This is a genomic window from Thermoanaerobacterium thermosaccharolyticum DSM 571 (genome assembly GCF_000145615.1).
GTDB lineage: Bacteria > Bacillota > Thermoanaerobacteria > Thermoanaerobacterales > Thermoanaerobacteraceae > Thermoanaerobacterium > Thermoanaerobacterium thermosaccharolyticum.
The window spans coordinates 2,724,119-2,747,602 of the sequence record NC_014410.1 but is presented as its reverse complement, the minus strand read 5'-3'; the positions used below and the strand labels follow the sequence as shown (position 1 = coordinate 2,747,602).

Here is a 23,484-nt window from a genome sequence, read left to right as displayed (position 1 = left end):
TGTTATCTTATCTAGAAGGAGTGTTTCATATGAAATTATACGATGTAATTATAGTTGGTGGTGGTCCGGCAGGACTATTTGCATCCCTGGAATTGGTGAAAGAAAATAGTGGATTAAATATATTGCTTTTAGAAAAAGGAAGGGATATTAGAGGAAGAATATGTCCCATAAGTCAGTATGGATCAAAGTGTGCAAACTGCAAACCGTGTTCCATCACTTGCGGAATAGGTGGAGCAGGTGCTTTTAGCGATGGAAAACTTACTTTGACATCTGACTATGGTGGTGTTTTGGATGAATATATTCCAAAGTCACAATTGGATGAGCTGATAAATTACGTAGACAGTGTTTATGTGAAATTTGGCGGAACTAGAGAAGTACACGGAACTGATAAAGAAAAAATAAGAGATATAGAAAGAAGAGCTGCAGCAGCAGATTTAAAGCTTATTCCTGCAATTATAAAGCATTTAGGCACGGAAAAGTGTTACGACATAATAAAAAATATAGAAGATTTTTTAATAGATAAAATAGAGATAAAGACTAAAAAGATGGTTAAGGAGATACTAACGGAAAACGGCAAAGCCTGCGGTGTTGTGACGGAGGATGGCGAGAAGTACTTGGCTAAATTTGTAGTAGTGGTGCCGGGAAGGGAAGGTGCAGACTGGTTTAAAAGAGAATCAGAGAGGTTGTCTCTTGAGACGAAAAATAATGCGGTCGATGTTGGTGTCAGAGTAGAGATTCCTGCTGTCGTCATGGAAGACATAACAGATGTTGTTTATGAGTCGAAATTCATTTACTATTCAAAGTCATTTGATGACAGAGTCAGGACTTTTTGCATGAATCCTTATGGAAAAGTTGTCGTTGAAAATAACGAAGGTCTTAAGACTGTCAACGGACACAGTTACAAAGATATAAAGACAGATAACACAAATTTTGCAATTCTTGTAAGCAAAGAATTTACAGAGCCATTTAAAGAGCCAATTGCGTATGGAAAATACATCGCATCACTGGCAAATATGCTGGGGGACGGCGTCATTGTACAGAGGCTTGGGGATCTTTTGTCAGGTAGAAGGTCAACTCCAGAAAGGCTTAAAAGAGGCCTTGTAGAGCCTACTTTAAAAGATGCTACACCTGGCGATTTAAGTCTTGTACTGCCTTATAGATTTCTTCAATCTATCATCGAAATGCTAAAGGCTCTTGATAAAGTATCACCTGGCATTTATTCCAAGCACACCCTTTTGTATGGGGTAGAAGTCAAGTTTTATTCATCTAGAGTAAAGCTTACAAATAAGTTTGAAACGCAAATCGAAAATCTCTTTGCAGCTGGCGATGGTGCAGGCATTACAAGGGGACTAGCACAAGCATCTGTATCAGGTGTCGTTGTTGCAAGGGAAATTTTAAATAGAGTAAAGTAAAGAAAGGAGCAAAATAATGTCAACACTTGTTATAGTAGGCTCACAATGGGGCGATGAAGGAAAAGGAAAAATAACAGATTACCTTGCTGAAAAGGCAGACGTTGTTGTAAGGTATCAAGGCGGAAATAATGCTGGACATACTGTTGAAAAGAATGGGACCCAATATAAGCTGCATCTTATACCATCTGGGATTTTATATCCTGATAAAATCTGCATCATTGGAAACGGCGTTGTGTTAGATCCAGGTTCACTGATTGATGAGATAAATACATTGAAAAGCCAAGGAATTAGCGTAGAAAATTTAAAGATAAGCGATAGGGCACATATAGTGCTTCCGTATCATATTAAACTTGACGAATTAGAAGAGTTGTCTAAAGGCGAGAACGATATTGGCACAACAAAGAGGGGAATAGGCCCATGCTATATGGATAAATCTGAGAGAATTGGCATAAGAACATGTGACCTTGTAGACCCCCAATCTTTTAAAGAAAAACTGATGAATAACGTACAAAGTAAGAATAAGATATTTACCAAAATATATGATTCAAAAGAAATGGATTTTGAGAATATATATGAAGAATACATGAATTACGCAGAAATTTTAAAACCTTACATTGTTGATACAACTTCGCTTTTATATGATTTAATAAAAAAAGGCAAAAAGGTATTATTTGAAGGCGCTCAGGGTACTCTACTTGATATAGATTTGGGGACATATCCGTATGTTACTGCATCGCATCCTATATCAGGCGGTGTAACTGTCGGTGCAGGCATAGGCCCTACAATGATTAATGATGTGGTAGGAGTTGTTAAAGCGTATACAACAAGAGTCGGAAAGGGGCCATTTCCGACAGAGCTTTTTGATGAAGAAGGAGATTTTTTAAGGGAGAAGGGTCATGAGTACGGTACAACGACAGGCAGACCCAGAAGATGCGGCTGGCTTGACATTGTCATAGTCAATTATGCTGTAAGAGTATCCGGCATAAGAACATTTGCCCTGACTAAACTTGATACACTGACAGGACTTAAAAAGATTAAAATATGTACAGGATATAGATATAATGGGAAAATAATAAACAATTTTCCGGCTAGTTTAAAAGACCTTGCTATGTGTGAGCCTGTCTATGAGGAATTGGATGGCTGGACTGAAGACATAACTAATATTAAGAAATTTGAAGATCTACCGCAAAATGCTAAAAAATATGTAGAAAGGATAGAAGAACTGACAGGAATAAATGCTTCTATAATATCTGTAGGTCCAGGAAGAGAAAAGACCATAATCAGAGAGGAACTGATGGCTTAGCCATCAGCCTCCTTTAAAAATTTCTTAAAAAGGTGTTGACAGAGTGAAACTTACCCGTTATAATATATAACTGTCAGGGCAATAAAAAAGATGCTGGCGTAGCTCAATCGGCAGAGCAGCTGACTTGTAATCAGCAGGTTGAAGGTTCGATTCCTTTCGCCAGCTCCATATTTTAGGATTTCAAAATAAAAAAGTGCTTGAAAAATAAAAAGTGTAAAAGTGCTAATGTGAAAATGAAGGGGTATCCGTTAAATGGTGGATACCTTGTTTTATTTCGATTTTTTATAAATATGCAAGAATTATATCCGTACTTTCGCAGCAAAAAAGGATAAAAAAAGCGATTTAGAATTTTTTTAGTTCTTCTTCAAATTCCAAATAGGTATATTTTTCATCAAGTGATTCAATATTTTTTTCTACAACAAGCAGGAATTTTCGAACTGTATGTTGAATTATCATCATAAGACCTCACTGTCCTATTTGTTTTCTAACTCATCCTTTTGGGAGGATGGTGAGGTCTTATTTCTACATTTTACTGCTATTTTCCTGCTTTTTTTCACCTAAGAAAATTTTACACTAAAATGGGAAGGAGGGAGAAGGGAGAAAAATTTGCCACATGTGAATTTATATCCAAACGTCAGAATGTCATTATGATAGGAAACACTGGCACAGGCAAAACTCATATTTCAATAGGCTTAGGGCTAAAGGATTGTAAAGAGGGTATAACGTAAAGTTCTATACTGTTGCCAATCTTGTCACAGAACTTACAGAAGCACAAGAGTATAAAAAGCTTCTAAAACTTGAAAAACAGTTAGAAAAAGTAGACCTATTGATTCTACATGAACTTTTATATCTATGTTTTAATAGAAACCAAGCTGATTTATTATTCATAATAATTTCGGATCGTAGTGAAAAAGGAAGTATAATTGTATCTACAAACCTTGAATTTTCGAGATGGACAGAAATATTTGAGAATACTACTCAGATGGTTACTTTGCAAATGCTGATTTTATTAACATATGTAAATAAAAGTAAATATCATTTTCAAAAGCCCACTATCAACCATAGAAAAAGTCCATTAGCAATGGCTCAGAAATTCATTAGCACATGGATCACTTTTTCAATAGCAGAAGTTGCTTAAAAATGCAATTGTAAATTGCAATATGAAATGCAACACTTTTTAAATAATTGATAAAACCATAATTTTCTAACCATGTATGATATATCTGTTTCCCATATAGGGGAAACAGCGGCAATTTTGCATTTGCCATGGTTGAACTATTTCATCGTAATCATTGTGCATAATTGATAACTTTGCTAACCTCATCTAAAAAACATTCTTCAGGTGTCTTGTATCTTAAGATCCTCATTGGAAGTTGATTGCACCAATTTTGCACTCGTCTTATAGCCCACTCTGATAAGTCAGCTATCGTTTTTCCTTTAGGTATAAACCTCCTTATTAACCCATTATGACGCTCGTTTGTCCCTCTCTCAAATGCAGAATATGGGTGACTAAAATATGCCTTGCTTTCACATTCCTTTAATATTTCACTCAATTCGGCAAATTCCGCGCCATTGTCTGCCGTTATACTCTTAAATATCTTTTAAAAATTCTCCTTATATTGCGTTTTGAGTTTATCAAATACCTTCTTGATTGATAAGCTGTCTTTTTCATCTATCACATCAAACCTCCTGTATGTTGATTTGATTTTCACTTAATATCATACATGGTTTGAAACTATAGTTTCAATTTTTCTCAATTAAATTTTTGCCTGTTACATTTAATTATACAACTAACCCAAATTTTAATGTTAAAATTTTAGTGTAAATCATTTTCAAAATGGCAAATTTTATTGTATTTTCAAGCAAAAAGAGTATAATAATATTTCGTGAAAAAATTCTTGAATAATCTTTAATCGAATATTGCAAATTCTTTTTAAAACAATAAACAAAGTTAAATTTGCAAGAATCTTTTGTTGGGGGTATTAGCTGATGAATACTAAGGAGGTTCTAATAGTAGAGGACAGTAAACTCAATGCACAAATAACTGCAGATATTTTAAAATAAATACGGATATAAAACAGAAATAGTATTATCAGGGGAAAAGACCATTGAAAAAGCAATACATAGTTCCAAAAGTCCAGATTTAATTCTTATGGACATAGAACTTAGTGGAACAATTGATGGCATAGACGCAGCAAAAATAATTGGGCAGCATAAAGACATTCCAATTTTATTTTTGACTGCTAATGCCAGTAAGGAAATAATGGAAAAAATAAAATCAGTTTCGGCTTACGGCTATATCCTAAAAGGTGTAGATGAATGTGTGCTCATTTCTCAAATAGAAATGGCTTTTAATCTATATGAGGCAAAAATACAGATAAAAAATAGAGAAAAATTATTTTATAGCATGTTTGAAAATCATGATGTAGCAATGCTGCTAATTGAACCAGAATCAGGGCATATTGTTGATGCTAATAAAGCTGCTTGCAATTTTTATGGATGTTCTAAAGAAACCATATTACAGATGAACATAGAATCTGTTGCTGGCATTTTTACAATTGATGGTTGTCATAAGTGTTCTGAAGTATTAAAAAATGATTGCAATCCTTGCATTTGCCTTCAAAAATTAGTTAATGGGAAAGAAAGATTGGTAGAAACATATTCAACTCTTTTAGATTATCAAGGAAAAACGTTGATGCACGTAATTGTTTTTGACATTACTAAAGAATGGAAAGCCAAGAAAGATCTTGAATTTTATAAAAAACTTTTTGAAGACTCACTTAATGAAATTTATATATTTTATCCAGATACCTTAAAATTCATCGCAGTAAACCATGGAGCAAGAGAGAATTTAGGATATACTGAAGAAGAATTCAAAGAAATGACTCCTGTTGATCTAAGTCCAGAGTTTACATTACAAGCTTTTAAAGAATTTCTTGAGCCTCTTTCAAATGGAGAACGAAAATTAATCATTTTTGACACAATGAACCGCAGAAAAGATGGCTCTTTATATCCAGCAGAAATTCACTTAGAACTTATAGAATTTGGTGATGAAAAAGTATATGTAGCACTTGCTGTAGATTTGACAGAGCGCAGAAAGATAGAAAATGATCTAAAAGAAAAGAATGAAATTTTAAATACTATAACTGTATATGCGGGAGATGCAATAATCATGATTGATGATAACGGAAAGGTAACTTTCTGGAATCCTGCGGCAGAAAGGATACTTGGCTACTCAAGAGATGAAATAATAGGAAAAGAGTTACATGCATTTATGATTCAAGACGAACAATTATATAAAGCATACAGAGAAGCATTTGAAAGATTTCGATTAAACGGTAAAGGAAGCATAGTAGGCAAAACAGTTGAAATGAAAACAAGACATAAACATGGCCATGAAATTGATGTAGAAGTTTCACTTTCTGTTGTTAAAGTTAATGATTCGTGGCATGCTATAGGAATAATTCGTGATATAAGTGAACGTAAAAAATTTGAGGAATTGCTTTACAGTCAATCAGTTACTGATCCTCTTACAAATATCTATAACAGGCGTTTTTTCATGGAGATATTGGAACAGGAAGCAGAGAGGACAAAGAGAAATAAAAAGCCATTTTCCCTCATTATGTTTGACTTAGATCATTTCAAAAATGTTAATGATCATTTTGGACATGCAGCAGGTGATATGGTACTTAAAAAAGTTGCTGAGACGGTAAAAGGAAGAATACGGAAGACAGATTACTTTGCTCGGTGGGGAGGAGAGGAATTTATAATCCTCCTGCCCGAAACTTCCTTGAATAATGCAGTTAACCTTGCTGAAGAACTTAGAAGGCAAATAAGTACAATGGAATTAGAAGGCATAGAAAGCGTAACAGCAAGCTTTGGAGTCACTGAATATAAGGATAATGATACAATTGACACGGTTCTTTTAAGAGTAGATAATATGCTTTATGAAGCAAAAAATAATGGAAGAAATTGCGTAAAAAGCGTGTGAAAGTGTGTTGAAATATTAGACATAGAGGGAGGATAGGTGCAGAGTTTGTAATAAAAAAAATTAAAGATAAACTGCCAGGTAAGTGGTATTTTGGCATAAGTGCATTTCCTGATAACGGCAAAGATGAAGAGGAGCTAATTAATTTTGCAAAAGAAGGCTTAATAAAAGAAATATCAATTCAAAACAAGATACGGCAGAAACAAAAGAAATGTAAGAGTTATAAAAACAGTAATCAAAGAAACGATATAAATTTGAATCTAAGAATAGTGGATTAACGAACATAATGTTAAGCCATATCCGTATATTATCAGGCGAAGATACAAAAAAATTTGTTTTATTATTGAAAGGGTAATGATACCTGAGAAATAGATAGACAAAAAAGCAAAAATAAGTTGGAATCATAGTTGAGAATAGAAATTTTACATCAGAATAAAAACAAAAATAGTATTAGAGGTATTGCGGAAAGAAAAAATACTTAATGAAATTGCTGCTGAATATGAAATATATACGAATATGGTAAATCTAATTCAACAATTTGCAATATATAGCAGGAAGTGAGATGTCATAGTTGCAGTCAGAGGTAAAACCAGGTAAATATAGAAAAAACAAAAAATACATACCTGTAATATATAAATTTTATATATCACAATTTTCAGCAATTTTATGGGTAATCCTTTCAATAAAATTATCTCAACCTTGGCTACACGAACTTAGTAAAGCTGTTGGATTTCCACTTGCATTATTTATAATTACTTTTATAGCTTATGCGCCAGGCTATCTTGTTGCATTTGATACAGTAAGTCTTCTTTTGGATAAACAACCGTTCTATAGAAATACAAATCCTGATATACCAATTACAGTTTTGATAGCAGCAAGAAATGAAGCTGACAAAATTGCTGATACATTAAAATATATTTCGACTCAAGAATATAATGGTAAAATACAAGTTGTGATTGTTGACAATAATTCTTCAGATGGAACCATTGAAGCAGCAAAAAATGCCGCAAAACATTATGGAATACAGTGCAAATTCTTATTTGAATCAAAGCCGGGAAAAAATAACGCATTAAATACTGGACTAAAAACGATTGATACAGAATATTTTATAACGCTTGATGCTGATACATTATTACACAGAAATGCAATTAATAATATAGTTTCAAGAATTTTAAGTGCTCCGCCTGATGTGTGTGCAGTTGCTGGACATGTTTTAGTAAGGAATAGCAGAAATAATATTTTATCTAAAATGCAGGAATGGGATTATTTTATGGGAATTGCTTCTTTAAAAAGAATGCAAGGTTTATATCAAGGTACATTAGTTGCACAAGGTGCTTTTAGCCTTTATAAAACGGATATTGTAAAAAAGATAGGTGGTTGGGAAGATGTAATAGGCGAAGATATTGTATTGACATGGAAATTTTTCAAAAGTGGCTATAAAGTGTATTTTGAGCCTTTTGCAGTTGCTTTTACAGAAGTTCCAACTAGAAATGAAGCATTTTATAAGACAAAGGTCTAGATGGGCACGTGGCATGTTTGAAGGCTTTAAAAAGGCAGGCCCTTTGCAGCAAGAAAGATTTCTTGCAAGATTTTTAATTAGTCTGGATATATTGATTCCCTTTATAGATATGACATATACTTTTGTTTGGATACCTGGACTTATAATAGCTTTTTGGGGTAAATATTACATTGTAGGACCGTATACTCTTTTAGTGCTTCCTTTAAATATTTTTGTAACAATAGTGATGTATATTTTTCAAAAAAATGTATTTGATTCTTTAGGGTTAAAAATCCGAAGAAATCGGCTTGGATATATTTTTTATATTTTATTTTATCAAGTTATTCATTCACCTATTGCTGTATGGGGATATATGCAGGAAATTTTGAATCTTCGCAAAACATGGAAGTGAATTGTGTATTTTGCAGATTAAACGAAGAATATATAATTATTAAAAAGTATATACATTTCCAAAAGCTTAGCAGAAAGCTTAGTGTAAAATTTTCTTAGGTGAAAAAGCAGGAAAAAAATTTAACATGTACTTCAAAAATTCCTGCTTGTCGTAGAAAAAATTATTGGATTACTTGATGGAAAACTGGGTGGTAGTTCAAAAAGATTGTGAAAGGACAATAACAACTGCATTTGGAGATATCACATACAAAAGACGGTACTATAAAAATAAAGAAACAGGAGAGAAGGCATATCTCGTAGATAAAGCTGCTGGCATCCAAAAATATGAAAGAATAGATGCTGAGCTTAAAGCTGATATAACAGATCTTTCTACAATACTCTCATATCAAAAAACCACTCAGGAACTTAAAAGAAATGGAGCTAACTGCAATGTAAGCCGGCATACAGTAATGAACACATTAAGAAAAATAGACAACCTTCAAACATATGAAAAGCCAAAGACTAAAAAAGAAATAGAAACTTTATACATAGAAGCTGATGAAGACCATATACATCTTCAAATATGCAATGAAAATAATCTGTATTTTTAATAGCCATATGATATAATAAAGGTGAGATGAAGAGAAATGGAAGGAAGAATATGAGCCAAAAATACGATATAACGATAAAAAATATTTTTTCGGATATGGCTGATGACATAATGAGTTATTTTTTAGGACTACAATACACAAAGATCGATGAACTTAATATAGAATTTGCAAGAGTAGAACGCAGGGACAGTGATATGATATTCAAATGTACTACAGATAAAGGAAATGTCGCTGTGCACATAGAATTTCAATCAGAAAATGACGGAAAAATGCCATACAGGATGCTAAGATATTCCCTTGAGATAATGGAAAAGCACAATCTAATACCATATCAAGTAGTCGTATATATAGGGAAAGACAATGTAAAGATGGCAAATAGCTTAAGTTACGACTTTGGAGAACAAAACACACTAAACTATAGATACAGGATAATAAACGTTGGTGACATTAAATTTACTGATGTTTTAAAGACAGATTATTATGATTTATATTCACTTCTACCATTGATGGACCAAAATAGAAGGAAAGAAGAAGGGGAAAAATACCTAGAAAGATGTGTTGAAGCTATAAAAAATATTCCTTTGGACATAAACAAAAAGAAGGACATAGCATTTAAGGCTGAAATATTATCAGGTATAGTTTATAAAAGAGAAGTTATCGAAAAAGCTTTTATGGAGGTGATAAGAATGTTTAGAATTGAAGAATCTGAAACGTATAAAATGATAATAGAAAAAGGTGAAAAAGAAAAAAGCATAAAAATTGCCAAAAAATTATTAAAAGAAGGTATGGATATTGATAGAATAGCAGAAATTACAGAGTTGTCAAAAGAGGAGATAAAAAAATTGATGAATTAGGATAAATTGATTTTTGAAATAAATACACTTTTATGTATGCGAAATGTATGCGAACTAAAAAAATCTTAATTTTGGGATTAGTACAGTTAAAAAAGATAATAAATCTGAAAAGTAAAGCAATTAATTAAAATAAAAAAAGAAGGCTTTTTATTTGAGAGTGAGTGTAAGTCCTCACCCTCTATTTTTTATAATAGATTATAATAATTCAAAAGCGAAAGGTGAGGCAATGGATAAAGTCTATTTGGAACGGTATGAGTCTTTAGGTTATGCCCGTTATATATGTACATCATGTTATCATTGTATTAGCAAAATGGGTGTAAGCTACTGCAGCATAAATATGCGGGGCTGCTGTTCATATTTTCCAAAGTTTGAACTGATAGATATACACAGGATGGTTAAATCGGCCGAAGGCTTGCAAGTATTAAAGAGGATAATCGATAATCCTGGAACAGTTGTATATAATTACTATATACATGCGAAAGGGTATTTTGACAAAGATGGGTATGAAGAGTATTTGAAAAATGCACCAGAAGAAGATGATATTAGAGATAAGACAATATTTTTTAGAGCTTGTCCGTTTGTTAAAAGTGGATATGGGTGTACTTTGCCGCCAGTTTATCGCAATTATGTCTGCAATTTTTTTATTTGCGATGAGGTAATAAATAATGTCGATGACGAAGAAGTTAAAAATCAGTATATCAGAGAGCGCTCAAGGTTTGTAAGATGGGCTGAGTGGGAAAATATGTCCCTTGAAAGCATTTTAGCTGAGCATCACCTAAATCTTCGTGATGATTTCGAGGGAAGTATAAAACTTTTACAAGAAATACCGCTGGATATATTTGAATTTCCTCAATTAAAAGAGTTAAATGTTATAAACATTGGTGAAAAAGATGCTTAATGATAATATGATAAATTCGGTAATATTAAGGTATGCCCATAAATTTGCATACCTTAATATTTTATTAGTTAATGTGCATCCATATGTGCTTGTATTCTCGATTATATAAAAACTATAAAATAACATACTATTAAAGTTATCATGGAAAGAGGAATTCCTATTTTTGCCCATTCGCGGCTTTTTATTTCTAACTTGCCTGCTGATATTATATTAGGTATATTTCCGGGGATCAACATGCCACCGCTTATTAAAAGTCCCATGAGAATTGCACGGATATGCTCTGGATCCATTGCTGGGCTTATTTCGGCTGCAGCTAATGTTGCATTATCCAAAACTGCTGAAATCATATTTACCCAGTATAAAAGACGAACATTCATATGCATTATATAATTATCAACAAGAGGCTTAAATCCTGCGCTTAAAAGCTCTAAAGCTAATAAGAATATGAAGATTTTTATAGAGCGGATGACGATAAACTTAATATTTTCTATTTGCCTAATTTCCATTTCTTCTTCTTTAAAATATTCTTCCTCTTGCTTTGGTTTCGCATTATCTGCAAATCTATTTACGTAAAAGGCGCCTAAAATACCCATTACAAAAATTGCAGGTACGATGTAAATGCCAATCGTTCTTAGAAGGTAGAAGAAATCTTTTTTTAAAGCAGAGATTACCAATGTGGATAAAGGCTCTCCTACAGGTGTCAATGCTGCCCCTAAGCCAATCGAAAGGCATGCGATTACAGTGATGACGACTTTGTCTTTGTGATGTATTGGCAAGATGTGAACTATTTCAACTAAAACTAATGAAGCAACAATCGCAGTTATAATACTTGATGTAAGTCCTAATACGACTATTAACATAAAAACAAAAATTTTAAGCGATATATGATTTAAAATTGATTTTACGAATTCTTTGATTTTGATTTTAAAAATTTCAAATAAAAGTCCGCTGATAAAGACGGCAGCCGTTATAATGTACAAAAGATGGTTTTTTAATATATGTGATAAAAGATCAAGTGACATTGCACCTGATACGGTAACTGCGATGATGCCCATAGCAAATAGAAAATACTCAATATTATCTTCTATTGCCTTTACAAAAAAAGGTACTGTCAGTATTATTAATAGTATTGCAAACAAAATAGCGTTAATCATGTAAATCACCTTTCTTTATTTTGTCCATGTAATAAAAAATAAAAAGGCAGAAAACTCATCATGACGATGAGCTTCCCACCCTGGAAGCCAAAAATCTTGAAGCAAGAAAATCTTGCTCAACCGAAAAAACAATTATTAAACTAAACTGAATTGTATCACAAAAATTGTTTTAAATCAATATCAGTTATGATTTCGCCTTTTCTTTATATGTTTGTTTTTGCAGCAAAATAATAAATTTTAATGGAATTTTTGGAGGATTTTTGATGGTTTTGTAGAATATATAAGGTAAAACATCTTAAAGTCATTGCAGCTTGATTTTAAAAAATCACAAAAGGAGTAAAGCGATTCAATGGTTTTAAATGAGTTTGAGTATGTAAAATTTTTTAAAGATGTCACTGGATTTGAGCCCTATGACTTTCAAATAGATTTAGCGAAAAAGGTCTTTGCTGGAAAAAATGTAATTATGCAAGCGCCTACTGGTTCGGGCAAAACATGGGCTAGTATTATGCCGTTTTTATTTGCTTATTACGAAGGAATCAATTTTCCGAGGAAATTGATATATAGTTTGCCTTTGAGAGTTTTAACTAATAGTCTATACAATGATGTACGGGAAAAGGTGGATAAGAAGTTTAATGGGAATATACAAGTGACTATTCAGACAGGTGAAAATAGTAATGATCCTTATTTTTTGGATGGTGATATAATATTTACAACAATTGATCAAAGTTTAAGTTCCTTGTTGTCAATACCTTTTTCATTGTCAAACAAACAAAGCAATATAAATACTGGAGCTATAATCTCTTCCTATTTAATATTTGATGAATTTCATTTATTGGATGTGAAGCGTTCATTATCTACTTTGTTAAATATTATAAGTAAATTAGATGGTATAACACCTTTTTGTTTCATGAGTGCCACACTTAGCAGTAAGCTACTAGATAATTATTGTAAAAAATTAAACGGTAGCCAGATATCTATTAAAGAAAGTGAAGTTGCCAAAATTAAAAGTCAGAGAGATAAGGTAAAACGAGTTTTTGTAAAGGAAACGACCATCAGTGCAGAAGAAATCATTAAAAATCATGTTAAAAAGACAATTGCAATATGTAATACTGTAGAAACGTGTCAGAATTTGTTTTTAGAACTTAAAAACAAAATTGATAGAGAAAAGTCATTGAATAATGTTAGACTTTTGTGTATTCATTCGCGGTTTAGCTCAAATGACAGGAAAGACAAGGAAGAATTAATAAAGAAATTTTTCAACAAATATAGCGATGAGAATGTAATACTAATTTCAACACAAGTTATAGAAGTTGGACTTGATATAACCTGTGATGTAATGCATCTTGAAATTTCTCCAATAAATTCTTTTCTTCAAAGGATTGGCAGATGTGCAAGATATGAAGGAGAAAATGGGAAAATTTTTGTTTATGATGTAAATAAGGATGATAAAACAAAACCTTATTTACCGTATGATGAAGAATTGTGCGTTAGGACTTTGAATAAATTGAAAAGTATAGGGAATGGTGTGAATATTGATTATCAAAAAAGCGAAGTTTTGATAAATGATATTCTTACTGATAAGGAATTGAGAGATTTCGAGCGCATTGAAGAAGGAAAGCATACGAGATTTACAGAAATAGTTGATTGCTGGATAAATAATGAAAAAGGAAATGCCAGTCGATTAATAAGAGATATAGACACAATTAATGTGTTAGTGGTTCAAAATGTAAGTCTATTAAAGAATCCATATACATATGATGCGATTCCGGTAAATAGGTATACATTAATTTCAAGATTAAAAAAGGTTGTAAAAGAAGATGAGGAAGACTGGCTGGTAAGAGCAATAGAAGAGTCTTTTCTTGATGATGAAGATTTATTCGGAAAGTTTAATTATCCTCAAATAGCACTTGATGATATACGATTGAAGGTTGAGAATAGAGTGATTTTAAATTCTAAATACGTGTTTTATGATGATGACATTGGATTAAACTTTTTAAATGCCGGTCAACGAGAAATTTTAAAAATAGACAAACTTCAACAAAAACAGGATTACATAATTACAAAAGATACTTATGAAGAACACATAAGGTATATGATGGTGGCTTTTGATGATTTATTCAAAGGTAAATATAAGTATATATTTTTAAAATTAAAAGAAAGATTAGATTTAAAGTATGATGTGGAAGAATTAATAAGATTTATCATTATAATGCATGATTATGGCAAGTTGAACGCTGTTTGGCAAGCATCGGCTTCTAAATACCAAAACAAAAAAGGAAATTATAACAAAGAAGAATTATTAGCGCATACTGATTATAATCCAAATGTTGATGAAAATAATAGACCTAAACTACCTAATCATGCGGGTATTGGTGGTGTTGTAGCTGCAAGTTTAGCTGGCGATATATTGGATTATGGGGTTTGCATAGCTATTTTAAACGCTATAGCTAAGCATCATTCAGTAAAGACTGAATCTTCCGCAAAGTATAGAATCATGAAAGAAGGCAAGGAAAAAACTTTAAAGTTAATAAAAATTTATTGTCCTAATTTGTATAAAGATATTGATAAATCAAAAGAATTTTTATCAGAAGGAGATGAACAATCTTTTAATGACTATGCAGTCAATTTTAATAAATTTGGTATTGATTTTGATGTATTATTATATTTTCTTTTTGTTAGGATACTTAGAATTTGTGATCAAAAATCATTTGCTTATAAGCAGATTATGATGGAAGGAGGTGAATATAGAGATGACAGATAAAAAATATTATGTATTGAAAGAAAGCGGAACATATTCAAACGCGTTGGAGGCTTATGGACTGGCAGAATTGATTTTAGGACTTACTCATGAGAAGGCAAAAATATCAATTATTGATAAAGGTATTTACTATGAACTTGATGTAAAAGATATGGAACTTTCTGAAATCAGATACTTTGATTTATTTCCTTATTTAAAGAAAAAAGATGATAAGGAAGTGATAGAAAAAGGAATTAAAAATTATATCGATTTAGAAGAGGAAAAAGAAAGAAAGAATAGATATAATGATTATCTTAAAAAAATAAATGAAGAAAAGAAAAAAGCCAAAAGTTTACCTGATGCAAAATCTATATTAGCTGAATTAGATAAAAAAATTAAAAATTATGAAGATAAGCCAATAAAAGAATTGGATGTTATAACAGGCATAAATCAGTTTAAAGCACTTGATATGTATAAAAAAGCATATTTTAATTTATACGATAACAAGGATAGTTTCCAAAATATTATTGATGTGGTATTAAGACTATATTCTGATACAACTAACAACATTGAAGAAGCAAAAGCAATAATATCGGATTTGAAAAAGAAAAGAAAAATAAAAAATATAGAAAAAGTAAATAGTTTACAGCTATATAATCCGTCAATGGTTAAAGGGGCACATCCTCAAAAAAGTAATGACATAACTCCAAAATCCGTCGATGGATTTTGGCTGCAAGAGTGTTTAAAAATTGCTGGAAGTTTCACTTCTATGGTTATAAAACCTGTACAAATAGCTAAACAAAAGTGGGACAATAAAGTTTATGTATTCGATGTAAATAATTTGGATTGGGATATAAGCAAAAAAATATTTAACGAATTTAAGAAACTTTTGAAGGGAAATACGTCTATAAGGTTAGACATCAATTCTGTTCTTTTGATGGCGAAAGAGTTAATCCAACATAGGGAAGAGTATAAAAGCAATAGAAAATTTTTAAATGGATATCGTCCGCACGATGAGATAAAAGGATTTTATACAGTTTATTTCAAAAATATGGGGAATGCCAATTCGCCTACTAATATTTCGTTTATTGAACTGCCTTTGTTTATAGAGATAAATTCAGATAAAGAGGTAAAAGATTGGATAGAGATAATTGATGAACATTTAAAGATCATCAATAATATACGAAACTCTATTTCAGATCAAGATGAAAGTGGTAATATAATTTCTTTACTTAAAACATATAGACAGTTTTTAACGACATCTGATATGGATTATTTTTACAACTTCATAGGACAATATTCAATCTTTCTAATGGAGCAGATCGCAAAGAAAAATTATTTTACTAAACCTTTTAGTGAAAAATTGATGGAGGTGTTTTTGTTGAAAACTGATAGCAAAATATCAGAAATACTACAAAATCAGGGCTTTAGGAATATTGCTAAAGCTATACGCAAATCCACAATCTCGGAACAATACGCAAAGAGCAAAGGGCAACAAAAATATGATATTAGGTATGGACTTGCTCAGGAATTGTTGAGGAAATCAGCCTATAAAGAAGACTTGATAGAATTTTTGTCAGAATTTATTGTATCATATAATCAAGAGACAGCTAAAATGGCTGAGAAAGATAAAGGGAAAGTTAGAGCTACAATAAAGCAACAAGATTTAGAAGATTTGGTGAAATTAATTGATGAATATGATAACCCATCGTTAATAGGTAAATTATTGTGTGCCTTTGGATATTCACTTGACAGGAAAGAAAAAGAAGATGAACTGGCAGAAGATGAAAATAATGAACTTGATGAGATTAATGGTTAAAAAGGAAGGAGAATGGGAAATGGATAAAAACTTTATTTCTTCGTTATCGATTTGCGGAGAATTAGGACTCAATATGCATTCATTAAATAATGAAGGAGGAGAAGGGAATCAAGTTTTGACTCGGGAAGTTACAATTGTGAATGAAGATGGGAAAATTTTCACTGTAAATGCAGTTAGCGGAGACATGTTAAAACATATCCAAGCCGAACATTTGTATCATATATCAATAGAAAAAGGGCTTCCGCTTTGTGAGAAGTGTAAGGTTTTTGATGCAAATAGGATAAGTGGCGACAAAACCTTTACAGAAGAAACAAAGGACAAAAAAGATGAAGAGATTTTGGACATGTTAGTTAATAAATGTGTCATAGATGATTTGGAAGGCATCTTGATAACCAATAATAATAAAAATTTACCGAGAAAGTCAGCAGCAGAATTTGGCTGGTTGATAGGAATACCTGAAAAGGTAAAAACGGATACCTTTTTCCATGTCAAGTTAGTAGCAAATGCAGGAAATAAAAGTAACGATGAATCAGCAAATCAAGGACAAAATATATTTCATAGACCTGCCAATTCTGGCATTTATGCTTTAGTATCTAATTATGATATATATAGAATAGGTTATAATGAGATATCAAGAACATATGCTATTGATGCGATTCAAAGATGCGAAAGATATAAAGCTTTTTTGCAATCCATAATGTACACATTTATTAAACCTAATGGTGCTATGAGAAATACCCAAGATCCCCACATTATTTCTTTCAAAGGGGTTATTGCGATTTCAAATAGTACGGTTCCTGCTCCAACTATAAGTCCATTAAATGATACATATACAAATGAAATAAAAGCTATAGCAGAAAATATTAATAAATTAGAGAAAAGTTCAATTAGAGTGATAGAGTTCAATACTTTGTCAGAGTTCACTGAAATTATGACTGATTTGATACAAAATTATGAACCATATGAGTTGGGAGCAAATAATTAGAAATGAAAGGGAAGATAATTTATGCTTCTTGAGGTTGTTTATAAGCCGACTTCTCTATTCTCATTGAGAAGAAGTGATGCAACAAACCCCGCTGCAAAGTCTTTGATAGCTCCTTCTCCGTATTCAATTAAAATGGCTTTGATTAATGCGGCAATAACCTTTAAAAGTTTTGATGATGATATATTTGAGATGATTAAAAACTTGGAAATACATTATAACCTCCCGGATTTTATATGTGTAAATAATTGCTTTGTTAAAAATCAAAGTAAATATGAGATAAAAACAAAGAAGGAGAATGTGAATTTAGAAGATATTGAGGGATATGCATTTAAAACAACAATTGGATTTAGGGAGTATGTATACTATAATAATTTGGTAAAAATTCTGATAAAGACTGAGATAAAAGAAAAAAAAGACATAGATTTTCTTAAATCATTATTTATGAGGGTAAATTACTTTGGAAAAAGAGGAAGTTTTTTTCAGTTCATTGAAGCAAAAGAGTACAATGATAATAAAAGACCTCCAGGCTACAGCTATATTTTTGATGAAATAGTATCAAATAATTATGGAAAAAATATGATAATTTTTAAAATGGATGATGTTGATAAAGAGGCTAAATTCGCCAATATGAATTCTTATTCAGGAGAAAAAGCTAAAAGAGTTAGCAAAATATATTGCTTTGAATACGAGCAATATAGGGCAAACAAAAATTTTACTTTACTGAGAAAAATAAAATGATGTTGTCTGAGGGATATATGATAAAGCTAAATGCTTTACCATATATCCCAGTATGAAATTTGTAAGGTGATATTATGGATTTAGCGACGGGTACAGAGGTAAATTATTATTTCGTCTGCAAGCACAAATTATGGCTTTTCACACATGGCATAAACATGGAACATAATTCAGATTATGTTGACATAGGGAATGCTATTCATGAAAGAAGTTTTCAAAGAGAAGATAAAGAGATTCTTCTAGATGGGCGGATAAAAATCGATTTTATTAAAAATCAGATGGAAATACACGAAACCAAAAAGAGTAAGGCTATGGAAGAAGCTACGAAATACCAAGTTTTATACTATATTTATTATTTAAAGACAAAAGGTATAGAAAATGTTACAGGGATCTTACATTATATGGATAACCATTCAAAAGAAGAAATTAATCTTAGTGAGGAAAGTGAAGATGAAATAAAAGTGATAATCGAAGAAATCAATAAAATAAAATCTGCAGATAAACCGCCGGCGATAGTAAAAAGTAGAGTTTGTACAAAGTGCAGCTATTATGAATTGTGTTTTAGTTAGAAGGTGATTTTATGAAAAAAAGCATATATATAAATATAAGTGGACGACTTAGCAGGAAAGACAATACCATTTTCTTTGAAAGTGAAACATTTGGGAAAAAGTTTATACCTGTGAACAATGTAGAAGAAATATTTTTATTTGGAGAAATAGATTTTAATACAAAAGCAATCAATTTTTTAGCACAAAACAATATAACAGTGCACGTATTTAATTATTACGGCTATTATTCCGGAAGTTTTTATCCAAGAGAACATTTGCCTTCGGGTTTTTTACTAGTTAAGCAAGTGGAAAAATACAAAGATGAGAATGAAAGACTCAAAATCGCGAAGGAACTTATTAATGGCGCTAGTCACAATATATTAAAAAACATTAAGTATTATGCGAATAGAAAAGAAGGGCTAGACGAATATGTTGAAAGAATTGAGAATGAGAGAAAAAACCTAAAGGATGTCAAGACAATAAATGAGCTCATGGGTGTCGAAGGCAGGATTAGAAATATATATTATTGTGCTTTTGAAACAATAATTGATGGGAAATTTGCATTTAAGAATAGAACAATGAATCCTCCAGACAATCCCATAAATGCGTTGATTTCCTTTGGAAATTCGATGATGTATTCTATTGTTCTTACAGAGATTTATAATACACAGTTAAATCCGACTGTAAGCTATTTGCATGAGCCTGGCGAAAGAAGATTTTCTTTAAGTCTTGATATAAGTGAAATATTTAAACCCATCATTATAGATAGGATTATTTTTAGCTTAATAAATCAAAAAATGATAAGAGAAGAACATTTTGATCAGGATTTAGAGATGTGCTATCTAAATGATAAAGGTAGAATTATATTTCAAAGAGAGTTTGAAGAAAAATTAGGGACAATTATAAAACATCCCAAATTAAATAGAAGTGTAAGCTATAGAAGACTTATAAGACTTGAATGTTATAAAATTATTAAGCATTTATTAGATGAAGAAGAATATGAATCATTAAAGATGTGGTGGTAATGTGTATGTGCTTATAGTTTATGATGTTGATGAAAAAAAGGTTGCAAAAGTAAATAAATATTTGAAAACTTATCTAAATTGGGTGCAAAATTCTGTGTTTGAAGGTGAATTAACAGAGGCTCAGTTAGATAGAATTATTTTTTGGTTTAAAGGGCACTTGGATTTAAAAAGCGATTCAGTTTTGATATATACTGCTAGTTCTCAAAAGTGGCTATCGAAAAGAATAATAGGGATAGAGAAAAATTCTACTGATAATATTTTATGAGGTGATATGATTGAGGATAAAAATAACATTATTGCCGGAAGAATATAAAAGTTTAAATATAAATTATAATTACTTTTTGTCTGGATGGGTGTATAACACTTTAAAAAAAGCGAATAGAGAATTTGCGGAACACCTTCACGAAAAAGGATATAGATATGGAAAGAAAGTTTTTAAGTTATTTACTTTTTCTCAATTGCGCAGTAAAAAGCTCAAAATAATCGATGATGAGATAATGTTTTTGGATGAAACATACCTATACATAACCTCTCCCAAAAAAGAGTTTATGTTAAATTTTGTGACCGAAGTATTAAACAATGAGTTTTTAAAATTACAAGATTATCAATTTAGGATTAAGAGTGTGGAGATGTTAAAAGAACCGGAATTCAGTAATAAAGAAGATAAATTTATATGTTTATCTCCAATAGTTATGTCTACCGCTATTGAAATTGATGGGAAGAGGAAAAGTATAAATCTACCTTTACATGATTCTCGATTTATTGAAAATATAAAAAATAATTTAATTGAGAAATACTATGTTTTATATAACACGCTTCCAGATAATTTAAATATAAACATAGATTTTGATGTAAATTATTATATGAAAAATCCTAATGGGAAGAGAATAAAATTCAAAAATGTTTATGTTAAAGGATATATGGTACCTTTTACAATGTCAGGTAATCCTGATTTAATAAAAGTAGCATACGAATGTGGATTAGGGGAAAAGAACAGTGCTGGATTTGGAATGATACAAAAAATAAAATGAATAATTATAAAAGATTAATCTTTGTCGACATTTCTCGATGTAAAAAACATAGGAGGTCGACAAAGAAATTGATAATGTAAAAGATTATTGTTTTTTGTTACTAAAGGGAGAGACGATGAAAATTGAATTTTTATACAATGTCAATAAACGGACTGGATTTCTTGAAAAGTATTGAAAAATAACTGATGTTGTGTTAAATTGAATTTAAGTAGGTAAGTATTTTCATGCGATTTTCGTGGGGGATTTAATCTAACCATAGTGGAATTGAAACCAAAATCGGGATGGGGGAGAGAATAAATAAAATTTCCGATTTAATCTAACCATAGTGGAATTGAAACTCAATTTCATTAAAGCCAATCCAATAATCGTAATTGGATTTAATCTAACCATAGTGGAATTGAAACTATTTTATACACTTTGAAATATTTCCGATACGCCCGATTTAATCTAACCATAGTGGAATTGAAACAAGGCACTGTGGAGGTTAGGTGCATTCCTTAAAGTGCGATTTAATCTAACCATAGTGGAATTGAAACTACGTTGAATTAGGTGTATTGGACGGACATAGAATAGGGATTTAATCTAACCATAGTGGAATTGAAACTTTGCTCTTACTAAATTTATCACTGAATCTATTGAGATTTAATCTAACCATAGTGGAATTGAAACAAGAATACGAGATCGTCTTTTGATCTCCATCACCTGGATTTAATCTAACCATAGTGGAATTGAAACTGGTCGAGGACGTAGCAAGTCAACAAGCCATAGCTGGGATTTAATCTAACCATAGTGGAATTGAAACTTTCAATAGTAGGTATCCAATTCGGATATCTGACATGTGATTTAATCTAACCATAGTGGAATTGAAACTCTTTTGTACTTGTGTTATCTTCTACTACAGGTTCGATTTAATCTAACCATAGTGGAATTGAAACAAGACATGACACGGTCATCATGAGCACCAACAACAGCGATTTAATCTAACCATAGTGGAATTGAAACCATTACATAGCAAAAAAGGAGATGATTGAAATTAATGGATTTAATCTAACCATAGTGGAATTGAAACAGCAGGAAAAAAGCAGCCGGCATAGAGCCGGCTTGTAGATTTAATCTAACCATAGTGGAATTGAAACGTTTATAGGAAGTGGAACTACAGCAGAAGCATGTATTGATTTAATCTAACCATAGTGGAATTGAAACATACAAAAAGAATTTAGTACCAAAGCAACAAAGCCAGATTTAATCTAACCATAGTGGAATTGAAACGAAAATGATGTTTCAAAGTCTTTAATTGCTGTTAGATTTAATCTAACCATAGTGGAATTGAAACTAGTCTATTTCCGGCGGTACTTCGATGTAGTCAATGGATTTAATCTAACCATAGTGGAATTGAAACCAGTTTAGACAAGAATTCGTCTGTTGCATACTTGTTGATTTAATCTAACCATAGTGGAATTGAAACTTTCACAATTAAAAAACTTTAGAGTTCTAATTCTAAGATTTAATCTAACCATAGTGGAATTGAAACGAATATGCGGAAAGGCTGAAACGAAAATACCATGAGGATTTAATCTAACCATAGTGGAATTGAAACTGAAGTAGAGATATTATTAGGTTTGTCAAATTCGAGGATTTAATCTAACCATAGTGGAATTGAAACGATGACGTTCTTGTGGTTGCGCAGCTTGTCGGCGGAGATTTAATCTAACCATAGTGGAATTGAAACTATACAAAAAAACGAAAGGCAATGGCATATTCTGGACGGATTTAATCTAACCATAGTGGAATTGAAACGGTTCAAATTGTCGTATAAACGGAGCAAAAAACAAAGATTTAATCTAACCATAGTGGAATTGAAACATATATATCTTTACATTTTTCAAAACAATAAAAAAGAGATTTAATCTAACCATAGTGGAATTGAAACGAAAATTGGAAATCAATATAGCTGCATCACCAACAGGATTTAATCTAACCATAGTGGAATTGAAACTTCTATGCAGTATTAGTTTTATCTATCGTTTCATTAGATTTAATCTAACCATAGTGGAATTGAAACCCTTTTAGGGCATTGAAATGGAAAGCTGCTTTTGCTGGATTTAATCTAACCATAGTGGAATTGAAACCAGCTTGCCATGTTGTTTGCGCTGCATCTTGTATTAGATTTAATCTAACCATAGTGGAATTGAAACGAAAAAATAGTGCAGGATAAACTCACAGAAAAAGATAGATTTAATCTAACCATAGTGGAATTGAAACTCCGCCATTAATTGATAACAAGTTTTTAACGTTCTGATTTAATCTAACCATAGTGGAATTGAAACAACATTACTCAATTAGCAATTGTTAATGAAGCAGGAGATTTAATCTAACCATAGTGGAATTGAAACCAAGTTTGCTAATGTTGGCTCTTTTGTGCCCTCACGGATTTAATCTAACCATAGTGGAATTGAAACACATACAAAGAAGATGGTTCTAATGGTCAGGTTATGG

Annotated in this window: 15 protein-coding genes, 1 tRNA gene, 4 pseudogenes, 1 CRISPR repeat array and 1 other annotated feature (1 of these 22 running past the window's edge); of the genes and pseudogenes, 18 read left to right on the top strand and 2 right to left on the bottom strand. The window is 31.4% G+C overall.

Annotated elements, in window-relative coordinates:
- Window positions 1-29: 29 nt before the first annotated feature.
- The 4 genes and pseudogenes from TTHE_RS13435 (at window position 30) to TTHE_RS14750 (ending at window position 3,853) form a co-directional block, all read left to right on the top strand.
- Entirely contained in the window at window positions 30-1,412 is a 1,383-nt protein-coding gene (locus tag TTHE_RS13435) for an NAD(P)/FAD-dependent oxidoreductase (protein ID WP_013299113.1), read from the top strand.
- Window positions 1,413-1,428: 16 nt separating this feature from the next.
- Window positions 1,429-2,715, top strand: coding sequence for an adenylosuccinate synthase (locus TTHE_RS13430; RefSeq protein WP_013299112.1), 1,287 nt, complete (start codon window positions 1,429-1,431; stop codon window positions 2,713-2,715).
- A 92-nt stretch (window positions 2,716-2,807) separates the two neighbouring features.
- A tRNA-Thr gene (locus TTHE_RS13425) sits at window positions 2,808-2,883 on the top strand.
- A 410-nt stretch (window positions 2,884-3,293) separates the two neighbouring features.
- Window positions 3,294-3,853: pseudogene (locus TTHE_RS14750) on the top strand (ATP-binding protein).
- Window positions 3,854-4,004: 151 nt separating this feature from the next.
- Here TTHE_RS14750 and TTHE_RS13415 read toward each other — a convergent pair.
- Window positions 4,005-4,409: pseudogene (locus TTHE_RS13415) on the bottom strand (IS30 family transposase); the annotation flags it as partial.
- Between the two features lie 295 nt (window positions 4,410-4,704).
- Here TTHE_RS13415 and TTHE_RS13410 point away from each other — a divergent pair.
- From TTHE_RS13410 to TTHE_RS13390, 6 genes and pseudogenes are all read left to right on the top strand, one after another.
- Window positions 4,705-6,706 (top strand): annotated as a pseudogene (locus tag TTHE_RS13410) (GGDEF domain-containing response regulator).
- Window positions 6,707-7,274: 568 nt separating this feature from the next.
- Window positions 7,275-8,222 (top strand): glycosyltransferase family 2 protein, encoded by a 948-nt coding sequence (locus TTHE_RS13405; RefSeq protein WP_231292681.1) that lies wholly within the window; start codon window positions 7,275-7,277, stop codon window positions 8,220-8,222.
- A complete protein-coding gene (locus TTHE_RS15175) occupies window positions 8,194-8,613 on the top strand; it encodes a glycosyltransferase family 2 protein (protein ID WP_231292680.1) in 420 nt (139 codons plus the stop codon). The genes TTHE_RS13405 and TTHE_RS15175 overlap by 29 nt, the downstream gene beginning before the upstream one ends.
- A 141-nt stretch (window positions 8,614-8,754) precedes the next feature.
- Window positions 8,755-9,172 (top strand): annotated as a pseudogene (locus tag TTHE_RS13400) (UPF0236 family transposase-like protein); the annotation flags it as partial.
- An 80-nt stretch (window positions 9,173-9,252) separates the two neighbouring features.
- Window positions 9,253-10,056 carry an Rpn family recombination-promoting nuclease/putative transposase gene (locus tag TTHE_RS13395; protein ID WP_013299110.1) on the top strand — a complete coding sequence of 268 codons (804 nt, stop codon included), beginning with the start codon at window positions 9,253-9,255 and terminating at the stop codon, window positions 10,054-10,056.
- A gap of 226 nt (window positions 10,057-10,282) precedes the next feature.
- Complete coding sequence (locus tag TTHE_RS13390) at window positions 10,283-10,954, top strand: hypothetical protein (protein ID WP_041587625.1); 672 nt, start codon at window positions 10,283-10,285, stop codon at window positions 10,952-10,954.
- Between the two features lie 101 nt (window positions 10,955-11,055).
- On the opposite strand, the gene TTHE_RS13385 is transcribed toward TTHE_RS13390, so the two are convergent.
- On the bottom strand, window positions 11,056-12,108 hold the full coding sequence (locus TTHE_RS13385; protein ID WP_013299108.1) for a DUF1646 family protein: 1,053 nt from the start codon (window positions 12,106-12,108) through the stop codon (window positions 11,056-11,058).
- 69 nt (window positions 12,109-12,177) lie between these two features.
- Window positions 12,178-12,230, bottom strand: a sequence feature (sodium ion sensor (DUF1646 type); this cis-regulatory element may regulate processes involved in with the transportation of sodium ions).
- 227 nt (window positions 12,231-12,457) lie between these two features.
- Here TTHE_RS13385 and cas3 point away from each other — a divergent pair.
- From cas3 to cas6, 8 genes are all read left to right on the top strand, one after another.
- The gene (gene cas3, locus TTHE_RS13380) at window positions 12,458-14,869 is read left to right on the top strand and encodes a CRISPR-associated helicase Cas3' (protein WP_013299107.1); all 2,412 of its coding nucleotides are present in this window, start codon (window positions 12,458-12,460) and stop codon (window positions 14,867-14,869) included.
- The gene (locus TTHE_RS13375; protein ID WP_013299106.1) at window positions 14,859-16,664 is read left to right on the top strand and encodes a hypothetical protein; all 1,806 of its coding nucleotides are present in this window, start codon (window positions 14,859-14,861) and stop codon (window positions 16,662-16,664) included. Before cas3 ends, TTHE_RS13375 begins: the two co-directional genes overlap by 11 nt.
- A complete protein-coding gene (locus TTHE_RS13370; protein ID WP_196793638.1) occupies window positions 16,615-17,649 on the top strand; it encodes a DevR family CRISPR-associated autoregulator in 1,035 nt (344 codons plus the stop codon). Before TTHE_RS13375 ends, TTHE_RS13370 begins: the two co-directional genes overlap by 50 nt.
- 21 nt (window positions 17,650-17,670) lie before the next feature.
- Window positions 17,671-18,387: a hypothetical protein gene (locus tag TTHE_RS13365; RefSeq protein ID WP_013299104.1), complete on the top strand. Its 717-nt coding sequence runs from the start codon at window positions 17,671-17,673 to the stop codon at window positions 18,385-18,387.
- A 74-nt stretch (window positions 18,388-18,461) separates the two neighbouring features.
- Window positions 18,462-18,953, top strand: a complete 492-nt coding sequence (gene cas4, locus TTHE_RS13360) for a CRISPR-associated protein Cas4 (protein ID WP_013299103.1) — start codon at window positions 18,462-18,464, stop codon at window positions 18,951-18,953.
- An 11-nt stretch (window positions 18,954-18,964) separates the two neighbouring features.
- Window positions 18,965-19,957: a type I-B CRISPR-associated endonuclease Cas1b gene (gene cas1b / locus TTHE_RS13355; RefSeq protein WP_013299102.1), complete on the top strand. Its 993-nt coding sequence runs from the start codon at window positions 18,965-18,967 to the stop codon at window positions 19,955-19,957.
- Window positions 19,958-19,964: 7 nt separating this feature from the next.
- A complete protein-coding gene (gene cas2 / locus TTHE_RS13350) occupies window positions 19,965-20,222 on the top strand; it encodes a CRISPR-associated endonuclease Cas2 (protein WP_013299101.1) in 258 nt (85 codons plus the stop codon).
- Between the two features lie 10 nt (window positions 20,223-20,232).
- The gene (cas6, locus tag TTHE_RS13345; RefSeq protein WP_013299100.1) at window positions 20,233-20,988 is read left to right on the top strand and encodes a CRISPR-associated endoribonuclease Cas6; all 756 of its coding nucleotides are present in this window, start codon (window positions 20,233-20,235) and stop codon (window positions 20,986-20,988) included.
- Between the two features lie 241 nt (window positions 20,989-21,229).
- Window positions 21,230-23,484: direct repeats of the CRISPR family, unit length 30 nt; unit sequence GATTTAATCTAACCATAGTGGAATTGAAAC; it runs 427 nt beyond the window's last position.